The organism is Halotalea alkalilenta DSM 17697 (assembly GCF_000621205.1).
In the GTDB taxonomy this organism is placed as follows: domain Bacteria; phylum Pseudomonadota; class Gammaproteobacteria; order Pseudomonadales; family Halomonadaceae; genus Halotalea; species Halotalea alkalilenta.
In genome coordinates, this window is sequence record NZ_JHYY01000022.1 from 41293 (window position 1) to 66088 (window position 24796).

The following is a 24796-nucleotide window of genomic DNA, read 5'->3' on the forward strand; positions in this document are numbered from 1 at the left end:
AGCAGGATAAGCTTTATCATGGCTGAATGATCGACATCGACCGCTTTTCCCAACGTCCGCTCGGTATGCGCCTGGCGATGCTGGTGCGCCAATGGCGCGCCGCCATCGACGAGCGCATGCAGCCGCTCGGGCTCACCCAGTCCCGCTGGGCATTGCTGTTCCAACTCGAGCACCTCGGCGATGGGGCGATCCAGTCGAGCCTGGCCGCGGCGCTCGGCATCGAGCTGCCGTCGCTGATGCGCACCCTCGAGCAGCTTGAGGCCGAGGGGCTGATCATGCGCACGCGCAGCGCCGAGGACCGCCGCGCTCGCTGCGTCGCGCTCACCGAGCAGGGGCGCGAGCGGCTGAACGCCGCGCGCAGCGTCGAGGCCGGCGTGCAGCGCGAACTGCTCGCCGGCCTCGACGACGAAGAGCGTCGCTCGTTCGATCGACTGATCGAACACCTGACCATCAACCTCGCCGACCTCAGGCGCGATGATTGAGCCCACAGCGGGTGATCGGGCCTGACGTCGCAAGTTCCAGCATCGATATTGACGATATTGACAACAGCAAGTACCGAGAAATAGTCCATGACCCCCGAGCAGCGCTTCAATCGCTGGGTGCAGACCGCACTGCTGGTCTTCGCCGCAGCCTTTGTCTACTTCATCGTCGCCGATACCCATATGCCGATGACACCAGAATCGCGCTTGCTGCGTCCGGTGGTTCCGGTGGCGCCGCAGGTGGGCGGGCGCGTCAGCGAGGTGTTGGTGCGCAACAATCAGCATGTGCGAAAGGGTGAGACGCTGTTTCGCATCGATGATCGCAGCTATCGGCTGGCGGTGGTCGAAGCGGAGCTCGCGCTCGAGCAGGCCGAGCGTGAGAACAAGGAGCTCGACGCCCAGATCGCATCGGCCGAGGCGGACCTGCGAGCCGCTCAGGTCGAAGCCGACAACCAGGCCCGGGACCTGAGGCGCTACGAGGCACTCGCCGCCAAACAGAGTATCGCCGCCCAGGTTCGCGACCAGACGCTCGCCGCCTATCGCAGCGCCGAGGCCCAGGTGAGCGCTGCCCAGGCCAGGATCAGCGAGCTGCGTACTCAGCGTGGGGAGACCGGAGAGGACAACCTGCGCCTGCGCCAGGCGCGTAACACCCTCGACCGCGCTCGCCTGGATCTCGACTACACCGAGGTTCGCGCCGATCTCGATGGGGTGGTCAGCAATCTCCAGTTGAGCGCTGGCGACTATGTGGCGACTGGCTCGGCTGCGCTGGCGCTGGTGGGAGACCGCCCCGATCTGGTCGCCGACTTCCGCGAGAAGAGCCTGCGCTACGCCCACTCGGGCACCGCTGCCGCGGTGACCTTCGACGGCCTGCCCGGGCAGGTCTTCGACGCCCGCGTCGAGGGTTATGATGCTGGTGTGCGCAATGGTCAGTTGCTCGCCGACGGCACGCTCGCCGATCCGGTCGAGTCCGATCGCTGGGTTCGCGACGCCCAGCGCATGCGGGTCCACGTAAGCCTCGTGGAGGTTCCCGAACGCGCGCTGCCGACCGGTGCGCGGGCCACGGTGCAGCTTTATCCCGGCGACAACCCGCTGGCGCGGCTGCTCGGGCGCCTCCAGATCCATCTGGTCAGCCTGATCCACTATGTCTACTGAGAACGGCGTGCAAGCCAGCCGCCGCCGCGGAGTCCGGGTGCGGTGGTCGAGGATGTTCCCGCTGGCCGACCATCCGCTCGGGCGCAACGATCTGCGCCAGTGCCTGCGCATCGCCACGGCGGCGACCCTTGGGTTCACCATCTGCAAGCTGTTCGACTGGAACTATGGCGTGTTCTTCACCGTCTATCCGGTGCTGCTGGTCGGATTGGTTCCCGTGTTCAACGCCCATGTCGCTCGCCAGTTCGTCGCCGCTGCGATGATCAATAGTGTCGAGGTGGGACTGATCGCCGGCTTTTTCAGCCATCTGCCGCTGGTCATGACGCTGGTGGTGTTCGCACTGTTCTTCATTCGATTCAGGCTGATGAGCCGCGGCCTGCTGTTCCTGTTCGGCGCCTCGAGCCTGGTCAGCCTCAATGTGATGTTCCACTTCGCCAGCTACGAGACCACCGACCTGCACGACATGCTGACCAGTAACGTGGTGGCGAGCTCGCTGGCGGTGGTGCTGGCAGCGTTCGTGACCTATCTGTTTCCCGATGTCGAGCCGCGCAAGCCGCCGCCGCGAGGAAGCAAGTCGGTCAACCGGATTCGCCACGAGACACTGATCGGGACCATCGCAGCCACGCTCTCCTTCGTGGTCTTCCAGGTGCTGGACCTGGAGGACTCGCTCTCCGCGCAGGTCGCCTCGATCCTGATCCTGTTCCCGATGCACTATCGCGGGGTGATCATCGCCGCGCGCTGGCGGGCGATGGGGATCGTCCTGGGCTGCTGCTTCGGTCTGGTGGTCCAGCTGGTGCTCTACGACTTTTCCGACCAGCTGCTGCTGGTGCTGCCGTTGCTCTGGGTGTGCCTGATGATCGGGGCGCGGATGCACGTGACCGAGAAGGTCGGGTCCGGAGTCGGCTTCGGCACCATGACGACCGTGGGCATTCTCTTCGGCCAGTATCTCGAACCCAACCAGGACCTGGTCTACAGCGATTTCTACCGGATCGTCTCGGTGTGCGTGTCGCTGGTGGTGACGGTGACGGTGGTATTCATCCTGCACCTGCTGCTCAACCGCTTTCCCTCCACCCGGCTCGAAATCGACTGACGCGAGCGAGCGGCCCGAAGGCCGCTCATCGGTCGGATGGCTCGCCGCCCGCGCTCAGCGCGGTGCGTCGTAGCGTCCCTCGCGGCGGTTGGAGAACACCACCTGCCAGAGCTGGATGTCGCGGGCGCGGAAGGCGCCGGCGCAGATCAGCAGGTAGTAGCGGAACATCCGATAGGTACGCTCGTCGTAGTTCGCGCTGACCGAAGGCCAGGCGCTTTCGAAATTGGCGTGCCAGGCCATCAGGGTGCGGTCGTAATCGGCGCCGAAGTTCTGCCAGTCCTCCATCACGAACAGCTCTTCGCTCGGCTTCACCAGCTGAACGATCGAGGGCAGGATGCCGTTGGGGAAGATGTACTTGTTGATCCACGGATCGGCACCGACGTGGGTGGCGTTGCTGCCGATGGTGTGGAGCAGGAACAGGCCGTCCTCGGCGAGCAGGTTCTTCACTGCCCGGAAGTAGGTCGGATAGTTCTTGTGTCCGACGTGCTCGAACATACCGATCGAGACGATTCGATCGAAGCACCCGGTCAGGTCGCGATAGTCCTCGAGGATGATCTCGACCGGCAGGCCTTCGCAGCGCTCCTTGGCATAGGCGGCCTGCTCCTTGGAAATGGTGATGCCGGTGACCTCGCAGCCATAGTGCTTGGCCGCGTGATAGGCGAAGCTGCCCCAGCCGCAGCCGATGTCGAGCACCTTCATGCCTGGTTCTAGGCCAAGCTTGCGGGCGGCCAGATCGAGCTTGGCCAGCTGTGCCTGATGGAGGTCGGTGGCTTCCTTCCAATAGCCGCACGAGTAGCACATGGTCTCGTCGAGCATGCGTTCGAACAGGTCGTTGCCGAGATCGTAGTGCTTCTCGCCGACGATGAAGGCGCGGGTCTTGCTCTGAAGATTGATGAAGCCGGCCCGCAGGGTATAGAAGAGATGATGCAGCGGGTTCTCCGCGCGCTGGCCGAGACCGTGGCGCAGCAAGCGCAGGATCATCTCATCGATCTGCTCGCAGTCCCACTGTCCATCCATGTAGGACTCGCCGAGTCCGAGCGAGCCGCTGCGTATCACCCGGCCGAAGAAGGCGGGGTCATGGACTTGGATATCCCAGGGATTGTTGCCGTTGATCGCGACGCCGGAGCCCTCGAGCAAGGACTCGGCAAGGCGTCGGCTGCGCGTGTCGGGCAGCTCGCTTGAATCGAAAGCAGTATTGCTGGCCATGACTCCTCCCCGTTGAACACCCTTCCCGATAGGAAGTATGGACACGTCTGTGCGTGTCTTCCCTGGCGCGGCCGAGGCAGTTCATGGGAAACGCGACGGCCTTGCGCACGCGCTAAACCTCGTTGAATCTTAAAGCAGGCTTTGCAATCCTGCTAATGATTGTCGGCTATTACGTCGATCGACGATTTCAAGTTGGCTCGCCATTGGCGCTGAACCCGTTTTGTGATTAGCCGCTATGCAGGCGAATATGGCGCTTTCCAGCTTGGTACGGGCGAGCGAAATGGCGCAAACCGACATTCGCCGCGCCAGCGGTAAAACGACTTGGAGGTAGCGAAATGAAGGTCATCGTCGATTTGTGCGTGGTGCCGCTCGGGGTCGGCGTCTCGGTCTCGCCCCACGTCGCCGCCTGCCAGCGGGTGCTCGAGGAGGCGGGGCTCGAGCACCGGATGCATGCGTACGGCACCAACGTCGAAGGAGAGTGGGACGAGGTGTTCGGTGCGATCAAGCGCTGCCACCAGGTGGTTCACGAGATGGGGGCGCCGAGGATCACCACCACGCTCAAGCTCGGCACCCGCACCGACCGGGAGCAGAGCATGGACGACAAGGTGGAGAGCGTACGCCGTCGGCTGGAGTCTTGACTCATGCCCGATGGCATCGATAGACGAGAACGCCGAAGCCGGTATCGCCCTCGACCCCGGCGTTGACCAGCCGCCCGCGCGCGACGGCGGAGGATGGCAAGGCGAGGCGCGGCTGTGCGGGCTGCCATTGGTAGGCGAACGGCTCGCCGCCGCACTGCTCGGTGGCCATTGCGACGGCTCGCGCTTCGGCCTGGGGGGCATCGGCCGCCGCGGCCTCGATCGATGCGCTGGATGGGGAAGAGGGCCCGCTTGCACAGCCCGCCAGCACAAGCAGCCCAAGCGCAATGGCACTCTGGACCGCCCGCCGCTGGGGAGGGCCGCTTCGTCGTGCTGGGGTCATGGCGTTCTCCTTGCCTGCGCTGCGCACGCTTCGGCCTCGGGTAGCCACTGCGCCGCTCGAGCGAGCAGATGGTCGGTCAGGGTGTCGAGCAGCTGGCCGCCTTGGCGCCAGTGGTGCCAGTAGAGCGGCACCACGATCAGCGTCTCCCATTCGAGCACCGCCAGTTCGCCGGCCTCGATCGCTTCGCGGGCCTGCAATTCGGGTATCAGCCCGTAGCATAGACCGTTTCTCACCATCGCCAGAAAACCGGGCGAGGAGGGGCAGCGGTGATGGGGAAAGGCCGCGGTAACGCCGTGCTCGGCGAGATAGCGGTGCTGCAGGCGATCATCGTCGCCGTAGATCACCGCAGGTGCCCGGCTCAACGTGCCCTCATCGATGCCATCGGCGAAGTAGCGGCCGATGAATCCAGGGGTCGCCACCGGCAGATAGCGCATGCCGCCGAGGAAGTGCGCCCGCGCGCCCTGCACCGCGCGCGGCGATGCGCAGACGCAGGCCGCCACTTCACCATCGCGCATGCGGCTCAGCGCTTGGTCCTGATCCTCGATCACCAGATCGAACAGCACCTCGTGCTGGCGGCCGAAATCTCCGCTGGCTTCGAACCACCAGGTGGCAAGGCTGTCGGCGTTCACCACGATGCGCATCCGCTGGCCGCCCTCGCCCAGTGCCGGCAGGGTGTCGACTAGGTCGTATTCGAGCAAGCGCACCTGCTGGACATGGTTGAGCAGCCGCTGTCCGGTTTCGGTCGGTGCAAGACGCGGCGCACGCACCAGCACCGGCTGCCCGAGCCGCGCCTCGAGCAGTTTGATCCGTTGGGATACCGCCGACTGGGTCAGGCCCAGCGCTCGGGCGCCGCGCTCGAAGCCGCCTTGATCGATCACTGCGCTGAGCGCCTCGAGGAGTTTATAGTCGATCATCGATTAACCTAATGAGGTATTAGGTGAATTAGTTTAATTGATGATAGTCCGGTCGCGTATGTTTGTCGCTCGATCACGAGGGTAGGGGCGAGCATGCTGGCATCGTGGCTGGACGGATGGATCATGGGGCTCGGGCTGATCGTAGCGATCGGTGCGCAGAACGCCTACGTTCTGCAGCAGGGCGTGCGAGGGCGCCATCCCTGGATGGTCGCCTCGGTCTGTACCCTTTGCGACGTGGGGCTCACCGCGCTGGGTGTGTTCGGGGTCGCGAGCGCGCTGCAGGCGTGGCCCGAGGCGACGCGGATGCTCGGTTGGGCCGCCGCTGCGCTACTGCTGCTGCTCGCGGGCCAAGCACTCTGGCGGGCGGTGTTCCTGCGCCAGGGACTGCATCCGCTCGCCGCGCCGGCGGGTTCGCGGCTGGCCACGCTGTTCGCCACGCTGGCGGTGAGCCTGCTCAATCCCCACGTTTATCTGGATACGGTGGCGATGCTGGGCGCTATCGGTGCGACCAGGCCATCGCCGCTGGGGTTCGCGATCGGCGCGGCGTGCGCGTCGGCGGTTTGGTTCTTTTCCCTCGTCGCTGGCGCTCGACGGTTCGCCACCACCCTCGCCTCAGCGCGGTCATGGCGCTGGATCGATGGTGCGATCGGCGTCGTTCTCCTGGTGATCGCGATCAGGCTGCTGCATGGCTGAGGGCCGAGCGTCACTCCTCGAGCGCGTAGCGCAAGGTGATCCGGGCCTCGACGCCGATTTCGCCGGGATTGTAATCGACCGAGTCGGCGACGCGGCCTTCGGCCATTGCCATCATCCTCGGCTGGAAGCGCGGGGCGTCTCCCTCGACCACTTCGAGCACCGGGCCCAGCTCGAGCGACAGGCTCGCGGCGATCGCCCGTGCCTTGCCCTCAGCGCGGGCGACGGCAGCGGCCAGCGCGCGATCCTCGACCGCGCCACGGTCGGCGACGTCATAGCTCACCCCGTCGAGGCGGTCGACGCCGGCTTGGGTCAAGGCTTCGAGTACGGTGGGCAGCCGGTCGAGCTGTTCGATGTCGAGCTGGATCGGACGTTCGACGCTGATCCGGCTGCGGTTCGGCTGCCCATCGCCGCTGGTATAGAGTATCTCGGGCTGAATGCTGAGGCTGCCGGCGTGGATGCGCTCACGCGCGACGCCCGCGGCGACCAGCGTATCGATCAGTTGGGACATCCGGCGCTCCAGCGCGCTGCGCGCCTGCTCCAGCTCGCCTGGCGCGGCGTTTTCGCCCTCGTCACGCAGCGGGGTCTTCTCCCACAGGGTGGCGCTCAGTCCTGCGCGATCGGGTGCGATCTGTACTTGGCCCTCTCCGCTGACTTCGAGCGTGGCGGGCTTGGCCTGGGCGGCCAGGGGCAGTGCGAATGCAAAGGCGCAGAGCACCCCGAGGGTCAGGCGGCGGGAGAGCGTAGTGGTGGTCATGTCGGGCTTCCTTGTCGGGTGGGAGATCAGTAGTCGATGCCCCGTCGGGCCTTGAGTCCCTGGTTGAAGGCGTGGCGCGTTTCCTGCATCTCGGTGATGGTGTCGGCCATCTCGAGCAGCTCGCGGTGGGCATTGCGGCCGGTGATGATCACCGTCTGCTCGGGGGGGCGGTGGGCCAGCGCGCGCATCACTCTTTGGACATCGAGATAGCCGAACTTGAGCATGTAGGTGAGCTCGTCGAGCACCACCAGGTAGCGGTCCGGGTCGGTCATCATCCGCTCGGCGTGGGCCCAGGTCGCCTCACAGGCGGCCCGGTCGGTATCGCGATTCTGGGTCTCCCAGGTGAAGCCGGTGGCCATCACCACGACTTCCAGCCGGGGGTCATCGGCGAGCCGCTGGCGCTCGCCGCATTCCCATTCTCCTTTGATGAACTGCACCACGCCGACGCCATAGCCATAGCCCAGCGCGCGGGCCACCGTGCCCCAGGCCGCGGTGGTCTTGCCCTTGCCGTTGCCGGTGAATACCAGCAGCTGCCCGCGCTCGACGCTGGCGGCGGCGACCTTGGCATCGACGTGCTGCTTGAGTTTCTCCATTGCGCGCTTGTGGCGGCGCTGACGCTCGTCGCTCATTCCGGGGGCTCCTGTGCATGCGGTTCGGCATGCATCATAGCGCGTCCATCGAGCCAGGACGTGTCGACGAGTCCTGGCTCCGGATGGTTCAAAGCGCGAGCAGCAGCCCCGCCAAGCAGGCGCTCATCAGGTTGGAAAGCGTGCCCGCGAGCACCGCCTTGAGGCCGAGGGCGGCGACGTCGCCGCGGCGATTGGGGGCGATGACGCCGAGGCCGCCGAGCAGGATCGCGACCGAGCTCAGGTTGGCGAATCCGCACAGCGCGAAGATCACGATGGCCTGGGAGTGGGGCGTCAGCGAGTCACGCACCGCGATGAAGTCGATGTAGGCGACGAATTCGTTGAGGATGGTCTTCTGGCCGATCAGGCTGCCGGCGGTGATCGCCTCGTCCCAGGGGATGCCGATCAAAAAGGCGAGCGGCGCGAAGCAGTAGCCGAGGATCAGCTGTAGCGACAGCTCCTCGATCCCGAACCAGCCGCCGATGGAGCCGACCATGCCATTGAACAGGGCGATCAGCGCGACGAAGGCGATCAGCATCGCGCCGACGTTGACGGCGAGCCGTAGTCCATCGCTGGCTCCCGCCGCGGCGGCGTCGATGACGTTGCGCGGCCCTTGCTGCTGGGTAGCGTCCGCCTCCACTTCTTCGAGCCGCTGGAGGGGGCGGCCGGTCTCGGGGATCATCAGCTTGGCCATCAGCAGTCCGCCGGGGGCGGCCATGAAGGAGGCGGCTAGCAGGTAGTCGAGATCGATGCCGAGCGCGGCGTAGCCGCCGAGTGTGGAGCCCGCGACGCTCGCGAGTCCGCCGGCCATCACCGCGAAGAGCTCCGAGCGGGTCATCTTCGGTACGAAAGGCTTGACCACCAGAGGGGCTTCGGACTGGCCGACGAAGATGTTCGCCGCCGAGTTGAGCGACTCGGCGCGGCTGGTGCCGAGGGCGAGTTGCAGGCCGCGGCCGATCACGTTGATCACCCAGCGCATCACGCCGAGGTAGTAGAGCACCGCGATCAACGAGGAAAAGAACACGATGATCGGCAGCACCCGGAAGGCGAAGACGAAGCCGCCATTGCCGAAGACCTCGAACATCCGAGGGCTGACCAGACCGCCGAACAGAAAGCTGATCCCCGCATCGGCGGAGCCGAGCACGGCCTGCACACCATTGCTGATCCATTGCAGCAGCTGACCGCCCCAATCGGTGTAGAGCACGACTACGCCGATCAGCGCTTGAATGGCAAAGGCTATGGATACCGTGCGCAGGCGGATCGCCCGGCGATTTTCGCTGAAGAGCAGGGCAATACCGATCAGCACAGCGATGCCGATCACCCCCATGAGTATGTTCATCGCGTTACCAGATTGTTGATTGTGGTCGTCAAGCTGGCGAGTGTGAACGAAGGTTCTGCGGATTTGAAGCAGTTGTTCAAGGCCGTCGTGCGGGGTCCGTGGGTGGTCAAGGGATGGGTGCGAGCAGCGCCTCGCGAACCCAGCCGGGTGCGGCGTCGGGTGCGGTGATTCGTACCCAGCCGTCGCGTCGGGCATGGATCGTCACCGTCTCATTCAGGCGCAGCGCGCCGACCTGTGGAGCCCCTGGGCCTGGATAGTTGAATACCCCGGCTTGATCGACCGCTGCGCGCGCCTGGGCGAGCGCGCCGTCGGCGCTCGTGGGCGGAGCATTAGTGGTGGATTGCTCGGCGCCCATCGGTCGGCAGACCAGCGAACGAGGCGCGGCGAGCTGCTGCTGGAGTGCATCGACCTGGAGCGACAGCTGGTCGACCAGCGTGGCGAGACGCTGGTTGGCGGCGACCAGCGCTGCGACCGACTGGCGCTGGTCGCCATAGCCATCGAAGCCGCCGTAGTAGCCCCGGTTGAAGCCGATGCCGACGCCGAGCGGTGCCCGGGAGGCGGCAGCGAGCGCTTGTCGATTGGCTGCGTCCACCTCGGAAAGATCGAGGCGCGGGGTGCCGCCGGCGTTGAGCGCGGGCGGCTGCTCGCAGATCAGGCGCTGTTCGGTCTGGGCCTGCGCCGGGGTGCAGGCCAGCGGCAGGACGAAAAGCAGCAGCGCGGTCGGGAGGCTTCGGCGCACATCGTTCTCCTCGCCAGTTGAAAGGCACGCAGGGCCGAGGCCTGGGCCCGAAGGTGGCATCAGGGTACCCGAGTGGCTCGATCGGTGACAGCGGCACGCCAGCGCCCGCTGGGCATGGAGCGCGAGGCTGCTTTTCCCTACAATGTCGACTCGGCGCCGTTGGCGTCTTCCCTCTCGAACCCTGGAAAGTAGCCCGATGCTCGATCCCAAACTGCTGCGCAGCGACCTCGAAGGTGTCGCTGCACGTCTCGCCCTCCGCGGATTCTCACTCGATCTGCAGCGGATTTCCTCGCTCGAGTCCCGGCGTCGCGAGTTGCAGACCCGGGTGGAGGAGCTGCAGGGCGAGCGCAACGCCCGCTCCAAGGCGATCGGGCAGGCCAAGGCCAGGGGAGAGGACGTGGCGCCTCTGCTCGCCGAGGTCGAGTCGCTCAAGGGGCGTCTCGGCGATGCCTCGGGGCAGCTCGATGAGCTGCAGGTGGAGTTCGACTCGATCCTCGCCGGATTGCCCAATCTGCCCCACGACAGCGTGCCGCCAGGGAAGGATGAAAGCGATAATCTCGAGGTCGCGCGCTGGGGCGAGCCGCGGGCGTTCGAGTTCGAACCACGCGACCATACCGACCTCGGCGGGCTCTACGGTGGGCTCGACTTCGAGGCCGCGGCCAAGCTCACCGGCTCGCGCTTCGTGGTGATGCGCGGTGAGATCGCGCGGCTCCACCGCGCGTTGACCCAGTTCATGCTCGACAAGCAGACCCTCGATCACGGCTACGAAGAGCACTACGTGCCCTACATGGTCAATGCCGCCTCGCTCCAGGGCACCGGGCAGTTGCCCAAGTTCGCCGAGGATCTTTTCGCGCTCGAGGGCGAGCAGGATTACCGTTTGATCCCTACCGCCGAAGTGCCGTTGACCAACCTGGTGCGGGGCGAGATCCTGCCGGCCGAACGGCTGCCGCTCAAGCTCACCGCGCACACGCCGTGCTTTCGCAGTGAGGCGGGAGCCTATGGTCGCGACACCCGCGGAATGATTCGCCAGCACCAGTTCGACAAGGTCGAGATGGTCCAGGTGTGCGCGCCGGAGCACTCCTACGAGGTGCTCGAGGAGATGCGTGGCCACGCTGAGGCAGTGCTCCGGGCGCTGGGGTTGCCTTACCGGGTGGTCGCCCTGTGTGGCGGCGATCTCGGCTTCTCCGCCGCCAAGACCTACGACCTGGAAGTGTGGCTGCCGAGCCAGCGGACCTATCGTGAGATATCCTCGGTTTCCAACTGCGAGGACTTCCAGGCCCGGCGTATGCAGGCGCGCTTTCGCGGCGCCAGCGACAAGAAACCGCGGCTGGTGCATACCCTCAACGGTTCGGGGCTGGCGGTCGGACGCTGCCTGGTCGCGGTGATGGAGAACTACCAGCGGGCCGATGGTTCGATCGAAGTGCCCGAAGCCCTGCGTGGCTACATGGGTGGGATCGAACGGATCAATTCGCCACGCTGAGCGGTCGCTGGCTGTCGAACGGCATTGGCCGTGCCGCGGTGCGGCATTATCATTTCGCTCCCGGCATCGTTGCCGGACGCATCGCGCTTACCCGGGATAACGCATGGCTCTAGACCTGATCTGTTCGCTGCGCTTTTTCGATCTTCGCCTCTTCGGCGGCGGGCGGGAAGCGCTGGCCATCGCCGAGCGTCTCGGCGACCTGAGGCTTTGCATCCATGCGCAGTCCCTCGCCGGGGGCCTGTCGGCATTGGCTGCCTCACGTGGCTGGGCGGTCGAATCGGCGCCGCCATCGCCTGCGCTAGGGCAGTGCTGGCTGGTCGCGAGCGGTGACCCGGCGCAGGACGACGAGCTCGTGGCGCTGGCCGAACGGGCCGGTGTCGCCGTCTTCGTGCCGCGCTGGCCCGAGCGCTCGAGCGTCCGGCTGCCGCTCGAGGTCGGGCGTGCCCCCGATTCATCCGCCTCTTCGTCGCGCAACCGCTTCCAGCCTGGCCGCGTCAGCCTGGTCGGCGCCGGTCCTGGCGATCCGGAGCTTCTGACCCTCAAGGCGCTGGCCCGACTGCGCGAAGCCGAGGTGCTGATTCACGACCGGCTGGTCAGTGATGAGGTGCTGGCGCTGGCCGCTCCCGGTGCTCGACGGCTCTACGTCGGCAAGGCGCGCTCGCGTCATAGCGTGCCTCAGGAGGGGATCAACCAAGCGTTGGTCGACTGGGCGCGTGCCGGATACCGGGTGGTGCGGCTCAAGGGCGGCGATCCGTTCGTCTTCGGTCGCGGTGGCGAAGAGCTCGAGTGCCTCGCCGAAGAAGGGATCGACTTCGAAGTAATCCCGGGAATCACCGCGGCGATCGGGGTCTCGGCCTATACCGGTATCCCGCTGACCCATCGTGATCACGCTCAATCGGTGCGATTCATCACTGGTCATCTGAGCAATGGCAGCATCGACCTCGACTGGCCGACCCTGGCGGCTCCCGGCCAGACGTTGGTGTTCTACATGGGCCTGGGCAGTCTCGAGGTGATCGCTCGCCAGTTGATCGAGCACGGCATGGGCGCAGATACGCCGATCGCCCTGGTCGAACAGGGCACCACCGCGCGCCAGCGTGTCCACGTCGATACGCTGGCTGGCATCGCCGCCAGCATCGCCGGGCTCGATATCGCGCCGCCGACGTTGATCGTAGTAGGGGGGGTAGTCTCGCTGTATCGCTCGCTTTCATGGTTCGAGCGCGCCAGCGCCACGAGCCTCGGATGGCGCCACGGCAAACACCCGAGTCCGCTTGATCGCGCCGGCGAGGCTTGAAAGCGCTTCGCTGGAATGCTGCGATCCGCTCGGATCAGCGCAGCGCTGGCAGTGAATGCTGGAAGTACAGCACTGCGAGCGCCAGTGCGGGGGGAATCATTATCACCATCGTGACCACCAGATACCAACGCCGCTCTTCGCTGTGCAGGATCTTGCGATAGCGGTGTTCATGGACCTGGTCGCCCTGGTCGAGTCGGCGCAACCGTTCGCGCGCGCTGGAAGCGGAAAAAGGCCGCCGGTTCACGGCGTGCTCCTTTGCGGCTGTTGCTGCTGTCGCTTGAGCTGGTCGAGCCCCTGCTGCGATTGGTTCAAACGCTGGCGGTTCAGTCGCTCCGAGGTTTCGGTCGGCCCCTGGTTCGAGTTGAGGCGGCTGCGCTGTTGCTGGACATCGCGCTGGGTGCGGTTGATCTGATTCTGGCGCTGACTCTGTTCGAAGCGCTGCTGGGGGGATTGCACCGCAGTGCCGCTGCTCTGGGCCAGCGTAGGGCTGGCCCAGAGCAGCGCTAGGGTGAACGGCGCTGCCCAGCGGGCGATGAATGAGAAAGGTTTCATGTTCAAAGCTCGCATCGGGGATGATGACGCTGTCCGAGGAACCGCCAAGGATGCCTCGCTGGATCAGGCTGAAAGCCGCTCCGAGTCGAGGGGCTGGACGCGCCTGATCTGGATCTCCTCGCGCAGTGCCATTTCGTACGCGGCTTGGCGGAATTCCGCCATGGTACATATCTCGTGGCCGTTTGGGCAGCACAACATACTGTCGTCAGGCATGGGCTCCGGCCAGTGGAGCGGGGAATGGCAAATCTGGCATTTCGCGCCTTCGAACGGCGACTCTTTCATGTTGATTGGCATAGCGGCTAGCTCCTAGCGATTGTTTGCTCTTCCTGAGCGACTTCTTCATCGCGTCCGCCCAAGGGGCGGGCCGGACGCAGTGACCATGGCGCCATCGGCGCTGATCGAAGAAGGTGAAGCATTGTGCCTACTTTTTACACGGCTTTGCCACTTTCGCGCCATTCGCCAATAGTTGGCCCAGGGTTTCGCCCGCGTACTCGCCGCGTCGAGCATGGTCTGCGGCGCCTTGCGTATCGCTGGCCACTACTCTGCCAGGGCGTGTTGTCATTTCTGTGACGAAGGCGGCGGCCGGTACGTTTACAAAAAGTTACTCCGGTGGCGCGAACTAAATCCGAGTGCTTCTGTCTATTTATTCGCAAGACATCCTTCTGGGTTATTTGGCCCCTTGAAACAAGGGGCTTTTCTTTTTCCAGCAAGGCCGATGAGCAGGGGCCAGCAGAGAGGGCACCATCGATGTTTTCCCTGCTGCCTCCGAGGCAGCATTCCCTGCGTACTTGAGCCCAGCGTGCGCTGGGCTTTTTTTCGCCCGGGGCCCGGGGCCCGTGGCGCCGATCAGCGCACTGGCGGAGCGTACTGGATGCCGCCCGCGTTCCACAGGGCGTTGACGCCACGGGGAATGCCGAGGGGAGACTGCTCCCCGACGGTGCGTTCATAGACCTCGGCGTAGTTGCCTACCAGCTTGACGATGTTGTAGGCCCAGTCGTTGGAGAGCCCGAGCTGCTCGCCGAAGTTGCCGTCCTGGCCGAGCAGACGGGCGATGTCGGGGTTCGGCGGGTTGTCGCGCATCGCGTCGACGTTCTCGCTGGTCACGCCCAGCTCCTCGGCGTTGAGCATCGCATAGAGCGTCCAGCTCACCACCTTGCCCCAGTCCTCGTCACCGCGACGGACCATCGGTGCCAGCGGCTCCTTGGAGATCCGCTCGGGAAGGATTTCCGCGCCGTCGGGATCGGCCAGATGGGTACGCAGCCCAGCGAGCTGGGAGGCATCGGAGGTCAGTACGTCGCAGCGCCCACCGTCGAATGCACTGACCAATACGTCCGGTGTCTCCGCGGTGACAGGCTGGTAGCTCATGCCATGGGCGCCGAAGTAGTCCTGCATGTTCAGCTCATGGGTGCTTCCCGAGGTGATGCAGACCGTGGCGCCGTCCAGCTCGCTGAGGCTCGAGACGCCAAGCGATTTCTTCACCAGGAATCCCTCGCCATCGTAGAAGGTCACGCCGCCGGGAAAGGTCAGTCCCAGGCTATTGTCCCTCGCCGCGGTCCAGGTGGTATTGCGAGACAGCAGATCCACCTCGCCTCCTAGAAGCACGGTGAAACGTTCGGTGGAGGTCAGTGCGCGGTAGATGACCTTGTCCGGGTCACCCAGCACCGCGGCAGCGATCCCTCGGCAGAGTTCCACGTCGATACCTGTCCAGCGGCCCTGCTGGTCCGGGGCGGAGAAACCGCTGATCCCCGGACTGACGCCGCAAGCTACGCTGTCACGCTGCTTGACCTGGTCGAGCGTGGCGGCGGCGCTGAGCTGTGACCATCCCAATAGAGCGGCGCCGGTGAAACCGTATACCGTCAACTTGGCAACACGCATTCATCTTTCCTCTGGTTATGGACCACTGGCGATCGGCCAGGGCAAAGCACCCAATGATGAATGCAAATCATGTGCCGACCTTGCGGACCACGATCACCGTGAGCCGGCCGCGTCGGCGCAGGCCGGCAGTGGGAGCGTGGATTTGCCCCAGTCACGGCTGCTGAGCGAAACCGGTGGAAAGGCTGAGGTCGCCCATGGCCGGCATTGTTGATGACGGCGTCGATGCGGCCGAAGCGCGCCAGAGCGGCCTCCACGGCCAGCTGCGCCTCGGCCTCATCGGTGACGTCAAGCGTCGTCACCAGCACGCGATCGTCGTCGAATGGCGCGCTGCGATCCAGGCCCTGCGTACTGCGCACGGCAGCGACCACGCTGTCGCTATGTCGTACACCTATGGCGCGTCACGACTGCTGCTGACGGTGATCGAAGTACCGACCATCACCGAGATGCCGGGAGCGATCGTATTTCGTCACTGAATACCCGCGGTGGCTGTCGCCGTCAGGTCCCTTCACCGATGATCCGCTCACCGACGTAGGCATTGCCGCGATGATCGAGCTGGGGAATGCGCCATTTTTCGGCTTCAAACAACAGAACCCGCCGGAGCGGGTTAGCTGGGTATTCGGTTGCCGCGAACCGCGCTACCGCGGGGGCGAAGACTCGGCGGCTAGACCGAGCCCGCGCTCAGTTGGTGCCGGAGGTACCGGTAGTGCCGGTGGTTCCTGTCGTGCCGGTCGTCCCACCCGTGCCCGAAGTGCCGGTGGCTGAGACCGCGGTGCCGACCATCGTCGAGGCGGTGGACGGTGTGCCCTGTGCAACCGGCGCGGGTGAGGACGATGCGGCTGCGCCTCCGGCCTCCGAGCCGGCTTCCTGCGCCCAGGTGGGAAGAGCGAAGAGCGAAGCGAATGCCGCGCCCGCGAGCATGGATCGGATTTTCATCGCATTAATCTCCTGGCCGAAAAGAAATGGAATACGGACCTACGGCTTTAGGATATTCGACCAAAGATGATCGCGTCATTAACACTCACTAAGGAGACGCATTTATATACCAAAATGCTACAAAGTGGCTCAGCCGAGCAGGGCTCGTGCAATCGCTCGAGGTCCAAATGGTCTTCGATGTTCTTATCGCCGGCGTCGTCGTTGGTCGAATCCCATCGACGCTGCGTGTCTATCTTTGGTCGTGCTTTGGTCGCATCGATCGGACGAAGCTTGCATCGGTCATGGCGCTATTCCACCTTGTGGCTGACTGGAGATATCCATCGATTCCAGGAGGTGCCGAATGAAAGCGCGCTACATCGTGGAGAACCGCTTGTCCGCAGCGGTGGGCTTGACCAATCCGGCGGTGGAAAGCATGAAAAGCGACAGGTATCCCGGCTGGGTGATCGTCGAGCGCCGGGGAGGGCGTGAAATCAAAGGGCCGTTCTCATCGCTTTCCGAGGCGCAGGCACGGGCGAATGAGATGAACGGCGGGTACTGACTGCGGGCCCCGTGAGGCGCGTCGGGTCATCCGGGCGTTGGTGCAGGCCGCACGCCCTATCGAGTGGACGGCCTGCAGCGGCGCCGGAGCAGGGGCCGGCATCGGTGATTGGTACCCATCGTCAAGTATCGGGGATTCAATGAACGCCTAGCCCTCTGCCACTCTTGTACCCTGTTGCCAGGCAGGCACCGTGGGGGGTGCCCTCCACCTCGTCCCAGGTTCTGCGTCGTCGCGCGATAATGGGAGGTGCCTGCCGCTCTCTTCGCTAGGTCCATACCGGCTCGTTCGGTACTTCCGGCGGCTCGTGCGGTGGTGGATTGAGCGGCGGCTCGGACGGCGGCGCGGGAGGAGGCTGATCGTCCGGTGGAATCGGGTATGGATCACTCATGGCGCTCTCCGTTTGGCGGGCTCATTCAAAGCGTAGCAGTGTTCTGAACGATGGCCCGTACTTATCTGCCCCTCGCCGGATGGGCGACCGGCAGGCGCATACCCACGCCGTGGGCGGCCGTGGTGCTAGAACTTGCCCCGCTTTCGCAGCTCGATCAGCGCATAGACGTGCTCGAGCACGCTCGCCATGAGTGGATCATGCTTCTCCTCGTGGCGCAGGCACATGATCAGCGGAGAGCTCAATCCCGCGGTGCTGATCCCTTCATAGACCACATCCTCGCGCACTAGCCGCCGTACGGTGCGCGGCACCAGTGTGATACCCATCTCGCAGGCGACCAGGCCGATCGCGGTCTGCAGCTCGTTGGTCTCTTGCAGCACCTCGATGTGCAGGCCCCGCTGATGGAACATGCCTAGAACGACGTCGGCGTAGCTCGGTCTCGGCCGGGCTGGGTAGACGATCAGCGGCTCCTCGGCGAGGCGTTCGATCGAAGGGCGGGTGCCGACCAATGGGTGGCGGGCGGGTAGGGCGGCGAGTACCGGTTCTTCGAACAGCACCTCCTGGCGCACGCCGGGGCCATCGAGCCATATCCGGCCGAAGCCGATATCGATCTGACCACTGTGCAGCGCCGCGACCTGCTGCACCGAGGTCATCTCCTGCAGCACGATCTCCAGTGCATCGATCTGGCGTAGCCTGCGTACCAGGGTGGGCAGTTGGCCATAGAAGGAGGAAGGTACGAAGCCGATGCCGAATCTGCGTTTGCCCTTGCGCGCGAGGCGCTGCGTCGCCTCGATGCTGAAGCTGAGTCTCTCCAGCAACTGGGTGCAGTAGCCCTCGAAGGCTTCGCCTGCGGTGGTCAGTGCGAGTCCTCGGGGCAGCCGCTCGAACAGCTTCACGCCGAGCTCTGCTTCCAACTCCTTGATCTGCCTGCTCAGCGGCGGCTGGGCGATGTGCAGCCGCGCAGCGGCTCGGCTGATGTTGAGCTCTTCGGCAGCGACCTTGAAGTAACGCAGGTGCCTGAGTTCCACGATACCTCCCTGGTATAGCGGTGAAGCCTGCAGCCTCTCTCGGCTGCGCATTCCCGGCAATTGGCCAAACCGCGCATAGCGCATGGTCATCCTGCCTGAGTCGCCCGGGCGATCCATTCGGCGTAGATCGATGGTCGTAATTCCTCTCCCCTCTGGCCGCTTCGATGCGTTCGAAGATCGTCATCGCCCGCCCGGCGGTCCGCAGGATACGACCAACGGACGCAGCGACGCTCGAGCGATACCCGCAGGGTATGGGCGGCGACGACAACGATATTGGTTCGAGGCCGGGCGTGGGCGTGATAGTCGATGCATCCAATGTCCTTGTGTCCAGGAGCCAACAAGATGGCCATGCCCATCCGCATCGAGGCGATCGAGGCGATTCTCGTCGACCTGCCCACCATCCGTCCGCATCGGCTCTCGATGACCACCATGCGGATACAGACGCTGGTGATCGTCAGGCTGCGCTGCCTGGACGGGGTCGAGGGGCTCGGCGAGGCGACCACCATCGGTGGGCTCAGCTACGGGGCCGAGAGCCCCGAGGCGATCAAGTCTGCGATCGATGACTATCTCGCGCCGCTTTTGATCGAGCATCCGGTCGACTCGGTGCGCGCGCTTCGCGCGCTGATGCGTAACGCAGTGCGTGGCAACGGCTTCGCGCGCTCGGCGCTGGAGACCGCTTGGCTCGACGCCCAGGGCAAGCGCCTCGGACTTCCGCTCAGCACGCTGTTGGGCGGCGCGCTGCACCAGCGGCTACCGGTGGCCTGGACACTGGCCAGCGGCGATACCGAGCGCGACATCGCCGAGGCGGAGCAATGCCTCGAACAGCACCGCCATCGGCTGTTCAAGCTCAAGATCGGCAGCCACGACGTGGCCGACGACGTACGCCACGTGAGCGCGATCAAGCAGGCGCTCGGCGAGCGGGCCGAGGTGCGCGTGGATGTCAACCAGGCCTGGAGCGAAGCGCAGGCGGTCCAGGGCATCAGAGCGCTCGAGGCCGCCGGGGTGACGCTGATCGAGCAGCCGGTCGACGCTCGCCTGCGCGATGCACTCGCCCGTTTGAGCGCTCGCTTCGACGTTGCGGTGATGGCCGACGAGTCGGTCTGCGACGCCCGCGACGGGTTCGGCCTGGCTGCCGCGCACGCCGCCGATGTCTTCGCGCTCAAGCTGCCCAAGGCGGGCGGTCCACTCGCCACCCTGGAGCTCGCCGCGATCGCCGAGGCGGCGGGGATCGGACTCTACGGCGGCACCATGCTCGAGGGCACCATCGGCACCGCGGCGTCGCTGCACGTCTTCTCCACCCTCGAGCGGCTCGAATGGGGCACCGAGCTGTTCGGCCCCCGTTTGCTGGTCGAAGACATCGTCAGCTGCGGGCTCGACTACGCCGAATTCGGCGTCGGCGTGCCCACCGGCCCCGGGCTCGGCGTCGAACTCGACGAAACCCAGCTGGCGCGCTATCGCCGGCGCTGAATGCCCACCGTGATCAAAAAAGGAGCATAGCGATGCTGTTCATCGTCGACATGAAGGTCAACCTGCCGCCCGACATGGCCCCGGAGCGGGCCGTCAAGCTCAAGGCGGACGAGCGGGAGATGGCCCAGCGGCTGCAGCGCGAAGGGCGCTGGCGCCATCTCTGGCGGGTCGCCGGCAGCTACGCCAACGTCAGCGTGTTCGACGTCGAAAGCCCAGAGCAGCTGCAGGAGGCGATCAGTTCGCTGCCGCTGTTCCCCTATATGGACATCAACGTGCGCGCGGTATGCCGCCATCCGTCTTCGATCCACGAGGACGACCGCTGAACGCCCGCAGAGGCGGCGCAGGAAAGACCAAAGGACCAAGAGGAGGAGTGGGTGATGAGTAGCGAGACCATCGAACGTAAAAGCAGGATCAAGGCTGCCGACAAGGCATTCATCGACGGCTTCCTGGCCAAAGCCAGCGGCTTCGACGAACCCAAAGGCGACCCAAGGACCAAGCAGGTCGTCCATCGGCTGCTCAGCGACCTGTGCGTGGCGATCGACGACCTGGACATCTCGATGGAGGAGTTCTGGCACGCGGTCGACTACGTCGGTTGGCTGGGCGAACAGCGCGAAGGGGCGCTGCTCACCGCGGGCCTTGGGCTCGAACACTTCTTCGACCTGCGTGCCGATCTGGAGGATGCGCAGGCGGGCATCGAAGGAGGAACGCCGCGCACCATCGAGGGCCCGCTCTACGTCGCCGGCGCCCCGCTGCTCGAGGGCGAGGGGCGCCTCGACGATGGCAGCGACCCCGGTGAGGCGCTCTACATGCATGGCCAGGTGCGCGACGAGCAGGGCAGGCCGCTGGCGGGGGCGCAGGTCGAGGTGTGGCATGCCAACACCAAAGGCAACTACTCGTTTTTCGATAGCACCCAGAGCGACTACAACATGCGCCGTACCATCGTCACCGACGCCCAGGGGCGCTACGCGTTTCGCAGCATCCTGCCCAACGGCTACGGCTGCCCGCCGCAGGGCCCGACCCAGGCGCTGCTCGACCGGCTCGGCCGACACGGCAACCGGCCTGCGCACATCCACTTCTTCGTCCACGCCGAGCGGCATCGCCACCTCACCACCCAGATCAACATCGAGGACGATCCGCTGGTCAACGACGACTTCGCTTTCGCCACCCGAGACGGCCTGATCCCACCGGTGGTTCGCCACCCCACCGCCGACATCGAGGGCGCTGCGCGCCTCGGCATCGAGGGTGCGTTCGCCGAGATCGAGTTCGACTTCGTGCTCCATCGCGCGCGTGACGCTGAAGAGCAGCGCCCGGTGATGCGCAGCCGCGCGCAGGTGGCCGGATAGGCGAGCCGCCTCGAAGCCGCCGATTCCAATCATTGCGCCGCCTCCGGCACAGGCGGTGTCCCGTGACGATCCGTTCGATGGAGGAGACCACCATGTCCCAGCATCTGGACCAGCTCGCCCGGCGCGTACGCAGCGCCGTGGAGGAGGATCCGGCGAGCGGCCGCTATCGCTGCCGCCGCGACGCCTTCACCGATCCCGAGTTCTTCGAGCTCGAGATGAAGCACCTGTTCGAGGCCAACTGGGTCTACCTCGCCCATGAGAGCCAGATTCCCGAACCCAACGACTACTTCACCACCTACATCGGCCGCCAGCCGGTGATGATCACCCGCGACAAGCAGTCCCAGCTGCACGCCCTGGTCAACGCCTGCGCGCACCGTGGGGCGATGATCTGCCGCCGCAAGCACGGCAACAAGCAGAGCTTCACCTGCCAGTTCCACGGTTGGACCTTCAGCAATTCGGGCAAGTTGCTCAAGGTGAAGGACGCCAAGAGCGGCGGCTATCCGCAGCAGTTCAACTGCGAAGGGTCCCACGATCTCAAGCGGGTGGCGCGCTTCGAGAGCTACAGAGGCTTCCTGTTCGGCAGCCTCGAGCCCGACGTGGTGCCGCTCGAGGAGTTCCTCGGCGAGACCAGGGTGATCATCGACCAGATCGTCGACCAGGCCCCCGAGGGCATCGAAGTGCTGCGCGGCAACTCCTCCTACATCTACGACGGCAACTGGAAGCTGCAGACCGAGAACGGCGCCGACGGCTACCACGTGAGCTCGGTGCACTGGAACTACTCGGCGACGATGCAGCACCGCAACTACGATGCCGAGGGCAGCACCCAGGCGGTCGACGCCAACGGCTGGTCGAAGAGCATCGGTGGCTACTACGCCTTCGAGCACGGCCATGTGCTGCTTTGGACCCAGCTGCTCAACCCTGAGGTGCGACCGGTCCATGCCCATCGCGCCGAGCTCGTCGAGCGGCTCGGCGAGGTGCAGGCCGATGCGATCGTCGGCCAGACCCGCAACCTGTGCCTTTATCCCAACGTCTACCTGATGGATCAGTTCTCGACCCAGATCCGCGTGATCCGACCGATCGCGGTCGATCGGACCGAGGTGACCATCTACTGCTTCGCACCCAAGGGCGAGTCCGCCGCCGAGCGCAACCTGCGGATTCGCCAGTACGAGGATTTCTTCAACGTCAGCGGCATGGGCACTCCGGACGACCTCGAGGAGTTCCGCGCCAGCCAGTGCGGCTTCGAGGGGCGCGCCGCCGAATGGAACGATCTCAGCCGTGGCGCGGTGCACTGGATCGAGGGGCCTGACGACAACGCCAGGAAGCAGGGCTTCACCCCGCTATCGAGCGGGATCAAGCCCGAGGACGAGGGTCTCTACGTGCGCCAGCACAGCTGCTGGGTCGAGGCGATGGAGCGCGCGATCGAGCGCGAGCGGGCGCGACTCATCCCGCTCGAGGGGGCGGTGGCATGAACCTTAGTCAGGCAGCGCTGGCTGCGTTCGTCTATCGCGAGGCGCGGCTGCTCGATGACCGGCAATGGGACGAGTGGCTCGAGTGCTACTCGCCCAAGGTCGAGTTCTGGATGCCGGCGTGGGATGACGACGATCAGCTCACCGAGGACCCGAGCCGCGAACTGTCACTGATCTACTATCCGAGCCGCGAGGGCCTCGAGGACCGGGTGTTCCGGATCAAGACCGAGCGCTCCGGCGCGACCACGCCGGAGCCGCGCACCTCGCACAACATCAGCAATCTCGAACTGCTAGGCCAGGACGAAGAACGCGCCGAGCTGCGTTTCAACTGGCATACCCTCAGCCATCGCTACAAGACCAGCTACAGCCACTTCGGCTGCTCCTTCTACACGCTCGACTTGAGCGGTGGCAAGCCTTTGATACGGAAAAAGAAAGTGGTGCTGAAGAACGATTACATCCATCAGGTGATCGACATCTACCACATCTAGCTCAGGCCGGCCCCGCCGCTAGGGCGGGGCGGCCAAAGGGAGAGTGCGATGACCCATACCATCGCTTTGAGTTTCGAAGACGGCGTCACCCGCTTCATCGAGTGCCGAGACGACGAGAAAGTGCTCGACGCGGCCTACCGGCAGCGGATCAACCTGCCGATGGACTGCTCCGACGGCGTCTGCGGTACCTGCAAGTGCCGCTGCGAGGAGGGCGACTACGAGCTCGGCGACGACTATCTCGAGGAGGCCCTCGACGAGCAGGAGCTCGCCCGCGGGCTGGTGCTGACCTGCCAGATGGTGCCCCGCGCCGACTGCGTGATCGCCGTGCCGGTGCCGTCGAGCGCGTGCAAGACCGGCCCGGCGCGTTTCGAGGCGACCCTGAGCGCGATCACCGCGCACCAGGATGCCGCGCTCGAGGTCGAGTTCGAACTCGACGAGAGCACCGCGGCCCCCGCCTTCCTGCCCGGGCAGTACGTCAACATCGGGATCCCCGGCGGCGCGGAGACCCGCTCCTATTCGTTCAGCTCGCCCCCCGGGGCGCGACGGCTGTCGTTTCTGATCAAGCGCGTGCCCGGCGGGAGGATGAGCGCTTATCTCGATGGCGCAAGGATGGGTGAGCGGCTGAGCCTCGACGGCCCGCTCGGTGCTTTCTACCTGCGTGAGCCCTGCCGGCCATTGCTATTGCTGGCGGGCGGCACCGGGCTGGCACCGTTTCTTTCGATGCTCGAAGTGCTCGCCAGCCGCGATGTGGGCCTGCCGATCAGGATGCTCTATGGCGTCACCCGCGACCAGGATCTGGTGCTGGTAGAGCGGCTCCAGGCGTATACCGATCGGCTCGCCGACTTCGAGTTCCTCACCTGCGTCGCCGAGCAGGGCTCGAGCCACCCACGCAAGGGCTTCGTCACCGACCACCTCGATCCTGGCGTGCTGCATGGTGGAGAGGTGGACGTCTACCTCTGCGGGCCGCCGCCGATGGTCGACGCGGTGCGCCGTCACCTCGACGGCCTGGGCGTGGTTCCCGCCGGGTTCTACTACGAGAAGTTCACTCCCAACCTGGTGATCACCGCCGGCGAGGAGGTGAGCGCATGAGCCACGCCAGCGCCAACGGCACCGCCGGCGAAGCCTCGCCGACGGTGCGCTGAGACACGCCATTCCACTAGAACCAGGAGAAACATCCATGTCGACGGGACGCTTCGATGCCAAGGTCGCGGTGGTCACCGGCGCGGCGCAGGGGATCGGCCTGCGCGTCGCGCAGCGGCTGGCCGAAGAGGGAGCGCGGCTGGTGCTGGTCGATCGCTCCGAGCTGGTCCACGAGTTCGAGCATCCTGGCGCGCAGGTGCTGAGCCTGACCGCCGATCTCGAGCGCTTCGATGAGTGCGAGCGGATGATCGCGGCGACGGTCGAGCGCTTCGCGCGGATCGACGTGCTGGTCAACAACGTCGGCGGCACGATCTGGGCCAAGCCGTACGAGCACTACGCCGCCGAGGAGATCGAGGCCGAGGTGCGGCGTTCGCTGTTTCCCACCCTGTGGTGCTGCCGCGCGGCGCTGCCGCGGATGCAGGCCCAGGGCAGCGGGGCGATCGTCAACGTCTCGTCGATCGCCACCCGCAGCGTCCACCGGGTGCCCTATGGCGCGGCCAAGGGGGGCGTCAACGCGCTGACGGTGTGCCTTGCGTTCGAAAACGGCGAGCGTGGCGTGAGGATCAACGCCGTTGCGCCCGGCGGCACCGAGGCGCCGCCCAGGCGGGTCCCGCGCAACGCCGCCGAGCCGAGCGAGCAAGAGCGGGCGTGGTACTCGCGCATCGTCGAGCAGACCAAAGAGACCAGCTTCATGCATCGCTACGGCACCCTCGACGAACAGGCCGCGGCGATCCTGTTCCTCGCCTCCGACGAGGCCTCCTACATCACCGGCACGGTGCTGCCGGTCGGCGGCGGCGACGGTGGCTGAGTCGGGCCGTCAGAGCGGCGACCGGGTCGAGGCCC

The 24796-nt window shown here is 65.5% G+C and carries 30 protein-coding genes; 16 read left to right on the plus strand and 14 right to left on the minus strand.

Going from position 1 to position 24796, the window contains the following annotated elements:
* Positions 1-26 precede the first annotated feature (26 nt).
* The 3 genes from slyA to Q376_RS0103015 all read left to right on the plus strand — a co-directional run bounded on the left by slyA (position 27) and on the right by Q376_RS0103015 (position 2718).
* Positions 27-482, plus strand: a complete 456-nt coding sequence (gene slyA, locus Q376_RS0103005; RefSeq protein ID WP_027349048.1) for a transcriptional regulator SlyA — start codon at positions 27-29, stop codon at positions 480-482.
* 87 nt (positions 483-569) lie between these two features.
* Positions 570-1631 (plus strand): HlyD family secretion protein, encoded by a 1062-nt coding sequence (locus Q376_RS0103010; RefSeq protein WP_027349049.1) that lies wholly within the window; start codon positions 570-572, stop codon positions 1629-1631.
* A complete protein-coding gene (locus tag Q376_RS0103015; RefSeq protein WP_245598892.1) occupies positions 1621-2718 on the plus strand; it encodes a DUF2955 domain-containing protein in 1098 nt (365 codons plus the stop codon). The genes Q376_RS0103010 and Q376_RS0103015 overlap by 11 nt, the downstream gene beginning before the upstream one ends.
* 54 nt (positions 2719-2772) lie before the next feature.
* Here Q376_RS0103015 and cfa read toward each other — a convergent pair whose 3' ends face one another.
* Positions 2773-3924 (minus strand): cyclopropane fatty acyl phospholipid synthase, encoded by a 1152-nt coding sequence (gene cfa / locus Q376_RS0103020; protein WP_052364903.1) that lies wholly within the window; start codon positions 3922-3924, stop codon positions 2773-2775.
* Between the two features lie 335 nt (positions 3925-4259).
* On the opposite strand from cfa, the gene Q376_RS0103025 reads away from it, so the two are divergent.
* Entirely contained in the window at positions 4260-4562 is a 303-nt protein-coding gene (locus Q376_RS0103025) for an MTH1187 family thiamine-binding protein (RefSeq protein WP_027349052.1), read from the plus strand.
* A gap of 1 nt (position 4563) precedes the next feature.
* Here Q376_RS0103025 and Q376_RS0103030 read toward each other — a convergent pair whose 3' ends face one another.
* Both Q376_RS0103030 and Q376_RS0103035 read right to left on the minus strand, forming a co-directional pair.
* The gene (locus tag Q376_RS0103030; protein WP_027349053.1) at positions 4564-4902 is read right to left on the minus strand and encodes a hypothetical protein; all 339 of its coding nucleotides are present in this window, start codon (positions 4900-4902) and stop codon (positions 4564-4566) included.
* Positions 4899-5816 (minus strand): LysR family transcriptional regulator ArgP, encoded by a 918-nt coding sequence (locus tag Q376_RS0103035; protein WP_027349054.1) that lies wholly within the window; start codon positions 5814-5816, stop codon positions 4899-4901. Before Q376_RS0103035 ends, Q376_RS0103030 begins: the two co-directional genes overlap by 4 nt.
* A gap of 93 nt (positions 5817-5909) precedes the next feature.
* Between Q376_RS0103035 and Q376_RS0103040 the strand changes: the two genes are divergently transcribed.
* Positions 5910-6509 carry a LysE/ArgO family amino acid transporter gene (locus Q376_RS0103040; protein ID WP_027349055.1) on the plus strand — a complete coding sequence of 200 codons (600 nt, stop codon included), beginning with the start codon at positions 5910-5912 and terminating at the stop codon, positions 6507-6509.
* Positions 6510-6519: 10 nt separating this feature from the next.
* Here the strand turns inward: Q376_RS0103040 and Q376_RS0103045 are convergent, their stop codons facing one another.
* The 4 genes from Q376_RS0103045 to Q376_RS0103060 form a co-directional block, all read right to left on the minus strand.
* Positions 6520-7263, minus strand: coding sequence for an SIMPL domain-containing protein (locus Q376_RS0103045; protein ID WP_027349056.1), 744 nt, complete (start codon positions 7261-7263; stop codon positions 6520-6522).
* Positions 7264-7289: 26 nt separating this feature from the next.
* The gene (gene cobO, locus Q376_RS0103050) at positions 7290-7892 is read right to left on the minus strand and encodes a cob(I)yrinic acid a,c-diamide adenosyltransferase (protein WP_027349057.1); all 603 of its coding nucleotides are present in this window, start codon (positions 7890-7892) and stop codon (positions 7290-7292) included.
* A gap of 88 nt (positions 7893-7980) precedes the next feature.
* Complete coding sequence (locus Q376_RS0103055) at positions 7981-9228, minus strand: NupC/NupG family nucleoside CNT transporter (protein WP_027349058.1); 1248 nt, start codon at positions 9226-9228, stop codon at positions 7981-7983.
* Positions 9229-9334: 106 nt separating this feature from the next.
* On the minus strand, positions 9335-9967 hold the full coding sequence (locus tag Q376_RS0103060; RefSeq protein WP_027349059.1) for an SH3 domain-containing protein: 633 nt from the start codon (positions 9965-9967) through the stop codon (positions 9335-9337).
* Between the two features lie 196 nt (positions 9968-10163).
* Between Q376_RS0103060 and serS the strand changes: the two genes are divergently transcribed.
* Both serS and cobA read left to right on the plus strand, forming a co-directional pair.
* Positions 10164-11447 carry a serine--tRNA ligase gene (gene serS, locus Q376_RS0103065; protein ID WP_027349060.1) on the plus strand — a complete coding sequence of 428 codons (1284 nt, stop codon included), beginning with the start codon at positions 10164-10166 and terminating at the stop codon, positions 11445-11447.
* 103 nt (positions 11448-11550) lie between these two features.
* On the plus strand, positions 11551-12738 hold the full coding sequence (gene cobA / locus Q376_RS0103070; RefSeq protein ID WP_081803366.1) for a uroporphyrinogen-III C-methyltransferase: 1188 nt from the start codon (positions 11551-11553) through the stop codon (positions 12736-12738).
* Between the two features lie 34 nt (positions 12739-12772).
* Here the strand turns inward: cobA and Q376_RS0103075 are convergent, their stop codons facing one another.
* From Q376_RS0103075 to Q376_RS24175, 4 genes are all read right to left on the minus strand, one after another.
* The gene (locus Q376_RS0103075; protein ID WP_027349062.1) at positions 12773-12982 is read right to left on the minus strand and encodes a hypothetical protein; all 210 of its coding nucleotides are present in this window, start codon (positions 12980-12982) and stop codon (positions 12773-12775) included.
* Entirely contained in the window at positions 12979-13290 is a 312-nt protein-coding gene (locus Q376_RS0103080; RefSeq protein WP_027349063.1) for a hypothetical protein, read from the minus strand. The genes Q376_RS0103075 and Q376_RS0103080 overlap by 4 nt, the downstream gene beginning before the upstream one ends.
* A gap of 846 nt (positions 13291-14136) precedes the next feature.
* Positions 14137-15165 (minus strand): amino acid ABC transporter substrate-binding protein, encoded by a 1029-nt coding sequence (locus Q376_RS0103090; RefSeq protein ID WP_027349065.1) that lies wholly within the window; start codon positions 15163-15165, stop codon positions 14137-14139.
* Positions 15147-15470, minus strand: coding sequence for an SDR family NAD(P)-dependent oxidoreductase (locus Q376_RS24175; RefSeq protein ID WP_342665950.1), 324 nt, complete (start codon positions 15468-15470; stop codon positions 15147-15149). The genes Q376_RS0103090 and Q376_RS24175 overlap by 19 nt, the downstream gene beginning before the upstream one ends.
* Here Q376_RS24175 and Q376_RS25300 point away from each other — a divergent pair.
* On the plus strand, positions 15360-15638 hold the full coding sequence (locus Q376_RS25300) for a hypothetical protein (protein WP_027349066.1): 279 nt from the start codon (positions 15360-15362) through the stop codon (positions 15636-15638). The genes Q376_RS24175 and Q376_RS25300 overlap by 111 nt on opposite strands.
* A gap of 205 nt (positions 15639-15843) precedes the next feature.
* Here Q376_RS25300 and Q376_RS24635 read toward each other — a convergent pair whose 3' ends face one another.
* Complete coding sequence (locus tag Q376_RS24635) at positions 15844-16098, minus strand: hypothetical protein (RefSeq protein WP_043446004.1); 255 nt, start codon at positions 16096-16098, stop codon at positions 15844-15846.
* 340 nt (positions 16099-16438) lie between these two features.
* On the opposite strand from Q376_RS24635, the gene Q376_RS0103110 reads away from it, so the two are divergent.
* Positions 16439-16636, plus strand: a complete 198-nt coding sequence (locus tag Q376_RS0103110; protein WP_027349068.1) for a hypothetical protein — start codon at positions 16439-16441, stop codon at positions 16634-16636.
* Between the two features lie 265 nt (positions 16637-16901).
* On the opposite strand, the gene Q376_RS25490 is transcribed toward Q376_RS0103110, so the two are convergent.
* Entirely contained in the window at positions 16902-17024 is a 123-nt protein-coding gene (locus Q376_RS25490) for a hypothetical protein (protein ID WP_281173339.1), read from the minus strand.
* Between the two features lie 125 nt (positions 17025-17149).
* Complete coding sequence (locus Q376_RS0103115; protein ID WP_027349069.1) at positions 17150-18049, minus strand: LysR family transcriptional regulator; 900 nt, start codon at positions 18047-18049, stop codon at positions 17150-17152.
* Between the two features lie 342 nt (positions 18050-18391).
* Between Q376_RS0103115 and Q376_RS0103120 the strand changes: the two genes are divergently transcribed.
* The 7 genes from Q376_RS0103120 to Q376_RS0103150 all read left to right on the plus strand — a co-directional run bounded on the left by Q376_RS0103120 (position 18392) and on the right by Q376_RS0103150 (position 24761).
* Entirely contained in the window at positions 18392-19516 is a 1125-nt protein-coding gene (locus tag Q376_RS0103120) for a muconate/chloromuconate family cycloisomerase (RefSeq protein WP_245598893.1), read from the plus strand.
* 32 nt (positions 19517-19548) lie between these two features.
* Entirely contained in the window at positions 19549-19839 is a 291-nt protein-coding gene (catC, locus tag Q376_RS0103125) for a muconolactone Delta-isomerase (protein ID WP_027349071.1), read from the plus strand.
* A gap of 54 nt (positions 19840-19893) precedes the next feature.
* Positions 19894-20859, plus strand: a complete 966-nt coding sequence (gene catA, locus Q376_RS0103130; protein WP_081803369.1) for a catechol 1,2-dioxygenase — start codon at positions 19894-19896, stop codon at positions 20857-20859.
* Between the two features lie 92 nt (positions 20860-20951).
* Positions 20952-22328 (plus strand): Rieske 2Fe-2S domain-containing protein, encoded by a 1377-nt coding sequence (locus tag Q376_RS0103135; protein ID WP_027349073.1) that lies wholly within the window; start codon positions 20952-20954, stop codon positions 22326-22328.
* The gene (gene benB / locus Q376_RS0103140; RefSeq protein WP_027349074.1) at positions 22325-22813 is read left to right on the plus strand and encodes a benzoate 1,2-dioxygenase small subunit; all 489 of its coding nucleotides are present in this window, start codon (positions 22325-22327) and stop codon (positions 22811-22813) included. The genes Q376_RS0103135 and benB overlap by 4 nt, the downstream gene beginning before the upstream one ends.
* A 48-nt stretch (positions 22814-22861) precedes the next feature.
* Entirely contained in the window at positions 22862-23902 is a 1041-nt protein-coding gene (benC, locus tag Q376_RS0103145) for a benzoate 1,2-dioxygenase electron transfer component BenC (protein WP_027349075.1), read from the plus strand.
* A gap of 88 nt (positions 23903-23990) precedes the next feature.
* Complete coding sequence (locus Q376_RS0103150; protein ID WP_027349076.1) at positions 23991-24761, plus strand: 1,6-dihydroxycyclohexa-2,4-diene-1-carboxylate dehydrogenase; 771 nt, start codon at positions 23991-23993, stop codon at positions 24759-24761.
* The last annotated feature ends 35 nt before the right edge of the window (positions 24762-24796 follow it).

Bases quoted from the DNA above. Each gene is read 5' to 3' on its own strand.
- slyA (WP_027349048.1), top strand. From the start codon at position 27: ATGATCGACATCGACCGCTTTTCCCAACGTCCGCTCGGTATGCGCCTG.
- Q376_RS0103010 (WP_027349049.1), top strand. From the start codon at position 570: ATGACCCCCGAGCAGCGCTTCAATCGCTGGGTGCAGACCGCACTGCTG.
- Q376_RS0103015 (WP_245598892.1), top strand. From the start codon at position 1,621: ATGTCTACTGAGAACGGCGTGCAAGCCAGCCGCCGCCGCGGAGTCCGG.
- cfa (WP_052364903.1), bottom strand. From the start codon at position 3,924: ATGGCCAGCAATACTGCTTTCGATTCAAGCGAGCTGCCCGACACGCGC.
- Q376_RS0103025 (WP_027349052.1), top strand. From the start codon at position 4,260: ATGAAGGTCATCGTCGATTTGTGCGTGGTGCCGCTCGGGGTCGGCGTC.
- Q376_RS0103030 (WP_027349053.1), bottom strand. From the start codon at position 4,902: ATGACCCCAGCACGACGAAGCGGCCCTCCCCAGCGGCGGGCGGTCCAG.
- Q376_RS0103035 (WP_027349054.1), bottom strand. From the start codon at position 5,816: ATGATCGACTATAAACTCCTCGAGGCGCTCAGCGCAGTGATCGATCAA.
- Q376_RS0103040 (WP_027349055.1), top strand. From the start codon at position 5,910: ATGCTGGCATCGTGGCTGGACGGATGGATCATGGGGCTCGGGCTGATC.
- Q376_RS0103045 (WP_027349056.1), bottom strand. From the start codon at position 7,263: ATGACCACCACTACGCTCTCCCGCCGCCTGACCCTCGGGGTGCTCTGC.
- cobO (WP_027349057.1), bottom strand. From the start codon at position 7,892: ATGAGCGACGAGCGTCAGCGCCGCCACAAGCGCGCAATGGAGAAACTC.
- Q376_RS0103055 (WP_027349058.1), bottom strand. From the start codon at position 9,228: ATGAACATACTCATGGGGGTGATCGGCATCGCTGTGCTGATCGGTATT.
- serS (WP_027349060.1), top strand. From the start codon at position 10,164: ATGCTCGATCCCAAACTGCTGCGCAGCGACCTCGAAGGTGTCGCTGCA.
- cobA (WP_081803366.1), top strand. From the start codon at position 11,551: ATGGCTCTAGACCTGATCTGTTCGCTGCGCTTTTTCGATCTTCGCCTC.
- Q376_RS0103080 (WP_027349063.1), bottom strand. From the start codon at position 13,290: ATGAAACCTTTCTCATTCATCGCCCGCTGGGCAGCGCCGTTCACCCTA.
- Q376_RS0103090 (WP_027349065.1), bottom strand. From the start codon at position 15,165: ATGCGTGTTGCCAAGTTGACGGTATACGGTTTCACCGGCGCCGCTCTA.
- Q376_RS25300 (WP_027349066.1), top strand. From the start codon at position 15,360: ATGGCCGGCATTGTTGATGACGGCGTCGATGCGGCCGAAGCGCGCCAG.
- Q376_RS24635 (WP_043446004.1), bottom strand. From the start codon at position 16,098: ATGAAAATCCGATCCATGCTCGCGGGCGCGGCATTCGCTTCGCTCTTC.
- Q376_RS0103110 (WP_027349068.1), top strand. From the start codon at position 16,439: ATGAAAGCGCGCTACATCGTGGAGAACCGCTTGTCCGCAGCGGTGGGC.
- Q376_RS25490 (WP_281173339.1), bottom strand. From the start codon at position 17,024: ATGAGTGATCCATACCCGATTCCACCGGACGATCAGCCTCCTCCCGCG.
- Q376_RS0103120 (WP_245598893.1), top strand. From the start codon at position 18,392: ATGGCCATGCCCATCCGCATCGAGGCGATCGAGGCGATTCTCGTCGAC.
- catC (WP_027349071.1), top strand. From the start codon at position 19,549: ATGCTGTTCATCGTCGACATGAAGGTCAACCTGCCGCCCGACATGGCC.
- catA (WP_081803369.1), top strand. From the start codon at position 19,894: ATGAGTAGCGAGACCATCGAACGTAAAAGCAGGATCAAGGCTGCCGAC.
- Q376_RS0103135 (WP_027349073.1), top strand. From the start codon at position 20,952: ATGTCCCAGCATCTGGACCAGCTCGCCCGGCGCGTACGCAGCGCCGTG.
- benB (WP_027349074.1), top strand. From the start codon at position 22,325: ATGAACCTTAGTCAGGCAGCGCTGGCTGCGTTCGTCTATCGCGAGGCG.
- benC (WP_027349075.1), top strand. From the start codon at position 22,862: ATGACCCATACCATCGCTTTGAGTTTCGAAGACGGCGTCACCCGCTTC.
- Q376_RS0103150 (WP_027349076.1), top strand. From the start codon at position 23,991: ATGTCGACGGGACGCTTCGATGCCAAGGTCGCGGTGGTCACCGGCGCG.